Consider the following 6,446-nt stretch of genomic DNA (forward strand, 5'->3'; position numbering starts at 1 on the left):
TTTCCGTTTGGAAGATACATTGCAAAAGCTGGCATTTACCAGCATGAAAATGCAACCAAAAGTAGTAAATGAGTAGTACAATCACCGATTTAAGAAGCAAGAGCCAGCCTTTCAAGTTCTGCTTTTGCTGAATTGAAAGTACCGTGTGCGTAGTACCCTAATGTCATGGTGATGTTTGCGTGTCCCATGATGTATTGCAGGGTGTTCGGGTTCATTCCTTTGTTTGCCATGTTCGTGCAGTAGGTATGTCTGAATGAGTGTGGTGTGATGTTTGGTAGCTGGTCTTTATGTGTCTTGTTGTATTTCTTCACAAGCCCACGCAACATACTTTCATAGTTTCCAGCCACTTTAGGGAAGCCCTTTTGGTTTAGGAACAGGAAATTGCTGTAACCGCCTATGATGATAGGCTCTGCCTTTCCTCTGTTCTGTAACACTCTCTTAAAGGCTTGATAGGCTCTTTCTGTCATTGGAAGCTGGCGTTCTCCTTTTTTGGTCTTAGGCGTTTCAATGTAGTAGCCAATTTCGCTGTCTTTCAATAGCTGGTGGTCTACATTGATGATACGGTTCGCCATATCAATATGGACTGTCAGACCGCAAAATTCAGAAATACGAAGCCCCGTTTCCAGAAGAATAACCACTTCATCATAATACTTACTGTACGTCTTGTCCTGTTCCATAAAGGCAAGCATTTTTTCTTCCTGCTCTGGCGTGAGAATGACTTTAGGTTCTGAATTATCTTCCAGAACGTCGCTCAATTTGAAGCTGAAAGGATTTTTTCTGATACAGTCGTCCTCAATCGCCATATAGAATGACGCTTTCAGTGAACGCTTGTAGTTGCTAATCGTCTTGTAGGAAAAGCCATTCTCATACATTCGCATAGCCCATTCCTTACCGTCCGATAGCTTCACCGTATCAATGCTCCTTGCACCCAGAGGGTCGTTTTCCAGAATTTTCATAAGATACTGGCGACCTTTTTCTGTATTGCGTTTCACATTCTTTCTCTGGCTGTTCTTCTTTGCGTAGAGCTGGCAGACTGTCATTTTCCCGCCTATGGTATTGATACCGTCGGCAAGGTCTTTCTTAATCTGTTTTTCTTTTTCTCTCAACGACAAATCTTCACGTTTCCCAGCGGGTGTCTTGTCTGTCGGAACAAGTTTCCAAGCATACTTAAACTGTGGTTTCCCGTATATATCGGTATATTTGTAAACGTATCTTCCGTCTTTTCTCTGGCTCTCTCCAAGTCGTAAATTGCGTCCCTTATTGTCTTTTCTCTTTACATTAGACATAGTGCGAAGCTCCTTTCCGTCAAGGAATGAGCCGTTGATACGCTATACTTTATTATACCATATCTACGGCTCGCTGACATTAGATTTCATCCAATGTATCAATGATTTTTTCAAACTGTTTTCGCTTAATCTGCACACGGTTTCCATTCACAATCACCCAGCCAGCGTCGAGATTTTCTTCTGCCAGCTTACGCAATTTCTTTTCCCCGATACGGAAGTATTTTGACGCTTCCTCAATCGTCAGCGTGTACTTTTCCCAGATAGGCACATCAGTATTGTTCATCATATATAAGCACCCCCTTTACTGTGTGTCTTTTGGAAGCAGACAGACGGCTCTGGAAAAGCTCCGCTGGTATCTCAACCAATCTCATTCCTATGAGCAAAACCACCTCTGGGACGTATCATTATCCTGTGATACAGGTCATGGCTGAACGACTTTTCCAAAGGTCGCTCTCGGATCACTGCGTGAGTCGCTCGCTTTTTTTTGGAAAGGTCATGGCGTACAGTCCCCGTGGCTCGCTGTATCACAAACGTATCTGTCTGCTTTATTCAGTTGTCAAAGAACAGTGGCGAAAGCCATAGGCTCTCATGTGTAAAAGCAGAGGGCAGGACAGGAAAGAGGGAATTTCAACAAATCATGCCCTGCCATAATTGCTTTATTCTTCTGTTGGAACAATACCGATATCGAAATCTAAAATCATTTTGATAATAGCTTCTCTGATACGCCCTTTAAGCTCCATATCTACTACGATATAAACATTACCGTATTCATCATACAGAGGACGCAAACAGCATTTTGATATGTACGGGTCATAAAATGCCAGTATTCTTTCAATAGACTGTTCATTCCCGTCCACAGCAGATGAAATAAGTCGATAAGGTGGAAGTTTATACCCTTTTTTCATGTTTTATTCACGCTCCTTTGTCAGTGTTTTCTTTAAATTTTGTAAAGCTCTGCAACGATTTTTAAAAACTCCCGCTCTGGAAATTTTCTGTGCTTTTGCAATTTCTGTATCGCTCATTTCCAGAAAGTAGTACATCAGAAGATTTTCACGGTTACGTTCCGATAATTGCTTTAATGCTTCTGAGAGTTCTTCATCAAGCACTCGGATTTCAACACCGCATACCTCAAACACGGTATAGTCACTCATGTACTCGTCCCAAACAGCCAGCTTTTCAACAACGATTTCTGGAAGCTCACAGAAAGGAATTTCTTTATCTTTACGACGTTTTAATTCCTTTTTATAATTCCAGATAACACCCTTAACAGTGCGCTTTAGCTTACAGTCAAACTGACACTGGATTGTTTTTTGGAAGTCAGACGGTTTCATCATCTCACCCCCTCTCTGTCCAGACGTAAAAGGTATCTATCCCTCTTTCCGCCCCACATCGGTACAGGAGTGGGTGATTTGCTAACCTGTATAAGAAAGAAATTCAAAAAAACATTGAACTTCTCATAAATAACAAAAACAGTCAATCAGCACATGAATGTACCAACAGACTGTTTTTGTTATGTTTGCCATATGAATTTTTAACTCATTTTTAGGGTGTGCTGACTGGATAACCATTATAAGGCGGTTATTCAGTTGTGAATACTGGCGTATTCGCTGATACGCAATCATGGCACAACCCCCTTATCCAGAGCTGTACCGTGAGTACAAAAGAAAAGGACAGCTCTGGTTATCCAAAACCGTCCTAATTAGATTGAAAGACATGGAAAAAGATATTACCCTAGAACGGCTTTTTTTTATTTACCGTCAAGGTAATATTGATATGAATTATTAACACATGATATATGTAATTTTAACACATTCTAATCATGTGTCATGAAGTATAAACTCATGACAGGTGATTTAAAATGAGGAAAAAGAAAGACACGCACAGCTTTGATTTCCGTCCGCTGGGACTGGCAATCAGAGAAGCGAGAGAAAAAGCTGGGCTTTCCCGTAATGATTTAGGCGATAAGGTCTTTTACGGAGAACGTCATATCGCAGATATTGAGAATATAGGGAAACACCCCAGCTTCCAGTTATTTCATGATTTAGTGACCATGTTCCATATCTCTGTTGATGAATACTTCTATCCGCAGGAGAAAGCGGAAAAATCTACAATCCGCAGACAGATAGACGTATCTCTTGATGAACTGACAGATGAAGAACTCAAAATCATTCAAGGAACAATCGACGGTATCATGAAATACAAGGGGACGGGAAGCAAATAGGCTTCTCGTTTTCTTTTTCCTCTCATAAACTATCCTGCTGATCTGCTCCGCAGGAAGCAGGATAAGCATTTAAAACTTTGTTTTCTTTGTAATTGTGTAAATGTATTCTTCCGGTGTCGGTATTCTATTACCAAAATACTTTTTAAAACGTTCCTGTACTGCTGGTTCTTGACTATTCACAGCGTTGTCAATATTCTCCTGTATCTCGGCTCTAAACTCAGATAACGACACACCTCTAGCTTTTGCTCCAGCTTTTAAAATAGTTTTCATATCTCGTTTTTTAAGACCAATCATTTTGTCACCTCATTACCGATTAGATTAGAAAAGAATTTATAATCGCTATAACAGATTTATCAAATACGCTAACTTTATGCCTTGTTACTAAATTGATAGTATCGTTAATTGAAGTCAAGTTACCATTTTCCAAAAAAGCTCGGCAATTACACTCTAATGCAGTGATAATTTTGTCTAATGTCCAGCTTGAGGATAAAGCTATCCTATGAAAGATTGCACATTCTTGTAGCTCACTTAAAATAATATCTTTATCAGCGTCCATATCTAAAATTGCAATATTCTCTAAAGAGCCGTTGTTTATCGGGAGTAAATAATTCTGTATCTGTTGAAAAATCGCTAACCCTTGATAATCTGTAATATATTCAACGTTTAAATTTGTAAGAGAGAATACCTTAATCATTATTATCCTTTCATTCTGCGTTTAAAGATAATAACAGACGGAATGATAAGTAACAGAGCATATCCTAAAACCCATACAAGCTGTAATGGTATATCTGAAAAATTACCGTTTATTGCATAATTTACCGCATTTACCGCATGACTGAATGGTAATAAATCGCAGACCGTTTTGAATGTACCGCCAATCATATCCAATGATAAAACAGCACCACTTAAAAACACTGTTGCATTTACTAAGATTGTTCCAAATCCATTGACCGCATTATTTGTTGAAAGTACACTACCAATAAATAAGCCAAAACTGATAAATAATATCGCCACTGGAATTAAGGTCAAAATAGCTATAAAAATATTTATATTTAATTCTAATCCGAAGAACAGAGCTACACCAAAACAGCAAACAGCCTGTAAAATTGCAAGCGGAATTATAGGTATAGAATATCCTAAGATGTAATCAATTCCCTTCATAGGTGACGCAAATAATCGTGTTAGGAAAGAACTATTCCTATCTGTGGACATCAACGTACCTACAAAGGTACTTAGAAACGCCATTCCTAAAATCGTCATACTCGGTGCAAAATTTTGAACTTCAAATACATCAGCCATTCCACCGATACTTTCTTTCATCAGAGCTAACGCAATAATCAACAAAACAGGAAATCCGAGACACATGAGAATACTCATGGGATCTCGCACAATCTCTTTAAAATTACGCCCTGTAAAAATAGTAAATCTCATAATTCAGTACCCCTTTCTGTATACATCAAAAATGCTTCTTCAAAATTTCTAGCACCAGATACCTTGATAATTTCATCAGCCGTACCAAGAACCTGCACAACACCCTTATCCATAATACAGATACGGTCAGCTAATTCCTCTGCTTCTTCAAGATAATGTGTTGTTAAAATCAAAGTTAATTTTCCTTTCAATTTTTCCATTGTTCCCCATAATTCTCGTCTTGCTCTTACGTCAAGCCCGATTGTCGGTTCATCAAGGAAAAGAATTTTAGGATTACTTATCAACGCCATTGCAATACTTAATTTTCTTTGCCAGCCACCCGATAACTGTTTTGCTCTGTCATTTTTACGGTCAGTTAGTTCAAAAGTTTCCATGATTTTGTCGGCTTTTTCTCTTGCTTCCTGTTTAGAACTACCATGTAAGCGGGCAATCATCATCAGATTTTCTTTAACTGTCAGCTTTGGTGCAACGGCAGTTTCCTGTGGAGAAAGGTTGATAATATCTTTTACTTTATCTGCCTGTTTTCTCAAACTGTTTCCTAACATAAGGGCATCACCACTTGTTGGCTCTGTCAGACAGCTCAACATTTTAATAGTTGTTGTTTTTCCTGCACCATTTGAACCAAGCATTGCGAAAAATTCTCCTTGTTTGATATTAAGCGAAAGAGAATTAACTGCCGTTAAATTTCCATATCGCTTTGTTAAATCTTTAATCTCTATTGCATTCATTCTTTGTCCTCCTTTTGAAATGCCATTTGAAAAGCTTCATTACAACCGTCCATTTTCTGTAAGGCAATCCCTTTGTCTTTATCAGCAAGTAGCACTAATAGCTCGCCGATATGAATACCAAAGAAATCTCTTACCTCTTTAGGAATAAGAATTTGTCCTTTTGTTCCCACTTTTAAAGTGCCTAAATATCGCCCATTGTGGGAATAGTGTTCTGTAACATCTCTATCCACTATATTTCCTCCTTTTTTGGTATAACAAGTATTACTTGTTATACTTATATTAGCACCAGAAGAGTAAAACGTCAACAGAAAAGTATTACTTTTCTTACTCTTCATTGAAAGTCATAAAAAAGACGGTGCCGTAAAAGCACCGTCTTAATAATTTGATTTATTCTGACTTCGTAGGTGACTGTCCAGAGTTAAACACTTGTTCAAAAAAATCTTCGTAAACTTCATATTTTTGAACAGCGATACCTTGTTTTGCGTCCGCTAATAAGACCAAAGTATCCCCCGTACTGATATTTAACATTTCTCTTGCTTCTTTTGGTATAACAATCTGTCCCTTTGGACCTACTTTCACAGAGCCGACAAATTTATCATTCTTTGGTTTTTTGTTTTCATCAGACATGAACTCGCTCCTCTCTAAAACTGTATAACTTTTCCCACTTATTATACAACTCGAACGATTAAAAAACAAGAGTTGGTTTTACTCTATTATCTTCCAGTTACTATCCTTATGGAGCGTCAACTCATACTGTGATACCTGTGTCGCCTTTGTCTG

11 protein-coding genes are annotated in these 6,446 nt (G+C 38.3%); 1 reads left to right on the top strand and 10 read right to left on the bottom strand.

Going from position 1 to position 6,446, the window contains the following annotated elements; all coding sequences use genetic code 11:
* Window positions 1–89: 89 nt before the first annotated feature.
* The 4 genes from B5E75_RS11685 to B5E75_RS11710 all read right to left on the bottom strand — a co-directional run bounded on the left by B5E75_RS11685 (window position 90) and on the right by B5E75_RS11710 (window position 2,617).
* Entirely contained in the window at window positions 90–1,286 is a 1,197-nt protein-coding gene (locus B5E75_RS11685) for a tyrosine-type recombinase/integrase (RefSeq protein WP_087359432.1), read from the bottom strand.
* Window positions 1,287–1,365: 79 nt separating this feature from the next.
* Window positions 1,366–1,569: an excisionase gene (locus B5E75_RS11690; protein ID WP_021421702.1), complete on the bottom strand. Its 204-nt coding sequence runs from the start codon at window positions 1,567–1,569 to the stop codon at window positions 1,366–1,368.
* A 373-nt stretch (window positions 1,570–1,942) separates the two neighbouring features.
* Window positions 1,943–2,191 carry a helix-turn-helix domain-containing protein gene (locus B5E75_RS11705; protein WP_087359434.1) on the bottom strand — a complete coding sequence of 83 codons (249 nt, stop codon included), beginning with the start codon at window positions 2,189–2,191 and terminating at the stop codon, window positions 1,943–1,945.
* Window positions 2,192–2,194: 3 nt separating this feature from the next.
* Window positions 2,195–2,617, bottom strand: a complete 423-nt coding sequence (locus tag B5E75_RS11710) for an RNA polymerase sigma factor (RefSeq protein ID WP_087359436.1) — start codon at window positions 2,615–2,617, stop codon at window positions 2,195–2,197.
* Between the two features lie 527 nt (window positions 2,618–3,144).
* Here B5E75_RS11710 and B5E75_RS11715 point away from each other — a divergent pair.
* Window positions 3,145–3,507 carry a helix-turn-helix transcriptional regulator gene (locus B5E75_RS11715; RefSeq protein ID WP_032509185.1) on the top strand — a complete coding sequence of 121 codons (363 nt, stop codon included), beginning with the start codon at window positions 3,145–3,147 and terminating at the stop codon, window positions 3,505–3,507.
* 69 nt (window positions 3,508–3,576) lie between these two features.
* Here the strand turns inward: B5E75_RS11715 and B5E75_RS11720 are convergent, their stop codons facing one another.
* From B5E75_RS11720 to B5E75_RS11745, 6 genes are all read right to left on the bottom strand, one after another.
* On the bottom strand, window positions 3,577–3,801 hold the full coding sequence (locus B5E75_RS11720) for a hypothetical protein (RefSeq protein WP_087359438.1): 225 nt from the start codon (window positions 3,799–3,801) through the stop codon (window positions 3,577–3,579).
* Window positions 3,802–3,820: 19 nt separating this feature from the next.
* Entirely contained in the window at window positions 3,821–4,201 is a 381-nt protein-coding gene (locus B5E75_RS11725; protein ID WP_087359440.1) for a hypothetical protein, read from the bottom strand.
* 2 nt (window positions 4,202–4,203) lie between these two features.
* Window positions 4,204–4,938, bottom strand: a complete 735-nt coding sequence (locus B5E75_RS11730) for an ABC transporter permease (protein ID WP_087359442.1) — start codon at window positions 4,936–4,938, stop codon at window positions 4,204–4,206.
* On the bottom strand, window positions 4,935–5,666 hold the full coding sequence (locus B5E75_RS11735; RefSeq protein WP_087359444.1) for an ABC transporter ATP-binding protein: 732 nt from the start codon (window positions 5,664–5,666) through the stop codon (window positions 4,935–4,937). The genes B5E75_RS11730 and B5E75_RS11735 overlap by 4 nt, the downstream gene beginning before the upstream one ends.
* Complete coding sequence (locus tag B5E75_RS11740) at window positions 5,663–5,896, bottom strand: AbrB/MazE/SpoVT family DNA-binding domain-containing protein (RefSeq protein WP_201311777.1); 234 nt, start codon at window positions 5,894–5,896, stop codon at window positions 5,663–5,665. Before B5E75_RS11740 ends, B5E75_RS11735 begins: the two co-directional genes overlap by 4 nt.
* A gap of 157 nt (window positions 5,897–6,053) precedes the next feature.
* On the bottom strand, window positions 6,054–6,293 hold the full coding sequence (locus tag B5E75_RS11745) for an AbrB/MazE/SpoVT family DNA-binding domain-containing protein (RefSeq protein WP_087359448.1): 240 nt from the start codon (window positions 6,291–6,293) through the stop codon (window positions 6,054–6,056).
* Window positions 6,294–6,446 lie beyond the last annotated feature (153 nt).

Origin of the sequence: Massiliimicrobium timonense (assembly GCF_002160865.1) — a bacterium.
GTDB lineage: Bacteria > Bacillota_I > Bacilli_A > Erysipelotrichales > Coprobacillaceae > Allocoprobacillus.

Excerpts from the sequence above, each read along its gene's own strand:
- B5E75_RS11705 (WP_087359434.1), bottom strand. The coding sequence starts at position 2,191 with ATGAAAAAAGGGTATAAACTTCCACCTTATCGACTTATTTCATCTGCT.
- B5E75_RS11730 (WP_087359442.1), bottom strand. The coding sequence starts at position 4,938 with ATGAGATTTACTATTTTTACAGGGCGTAATTTTAAAGAGATTGTGCGA.
- B5E75_RS11735 (WP_087359444.1), bottom strand. The coding sequence starts at position 5,666 with ATGAATGCAATAGAGATTAAAGATTTAACAAAGCGATATGGAAATTTA.
- B5E75_RS11745 (WP_087359448.1), bottom strand. The coding sequence starts at position 6,293 with ATGTCTGATGAAAACAAAAAACCAAAGAATGATAAATTTGTCGGCTCT.
- B5E75_RS11715 (WP_032509185.1), top strand. The coding sequence starts at position 3,145 with ATGAGGAAAAAGAAAGACACGCACAGCTTTGATTTCCGTCCGCTGGGA.
- B5E75_RS11690 (WP_021421702.1), bottom strand. The coding sequence starts at position 1,569 with ATGAACAATACTGATGTGCCTATCTGGGAAAAGTACACGCTGACGATT.
- B5E75_RS11685 (WP_087359432.1), bottom strand. The coding sequence starts at position 1,286 with ATGTCTAATGTAAAGAGAAAAGACAATAAGGGACGCAATTTACGACTT.
- B5E75_RS11720 (WP_087359438.1), bottom strand. The coding sequence starts at position 3,801 with ATGATTGGTCTTAAAAAACGAGATATGAAAACTATTTTAAAAGCTGGA.
- B5E75_RS11710 (WP_087359436.1), bottom strand. The coding sequence starts at position 2,617 with ATGAAACCGTCTGACTTCCAAAAAACAATCCAGTGTCAGTTTGACTGT.
- B5E75_RS11725 (WP_087359440.1), bottom strand. The coding sequence starts at position 4,201 with ATGATTAAGGTATTCTCTCTTACAAATTTAAACGTTGAATATATTACA.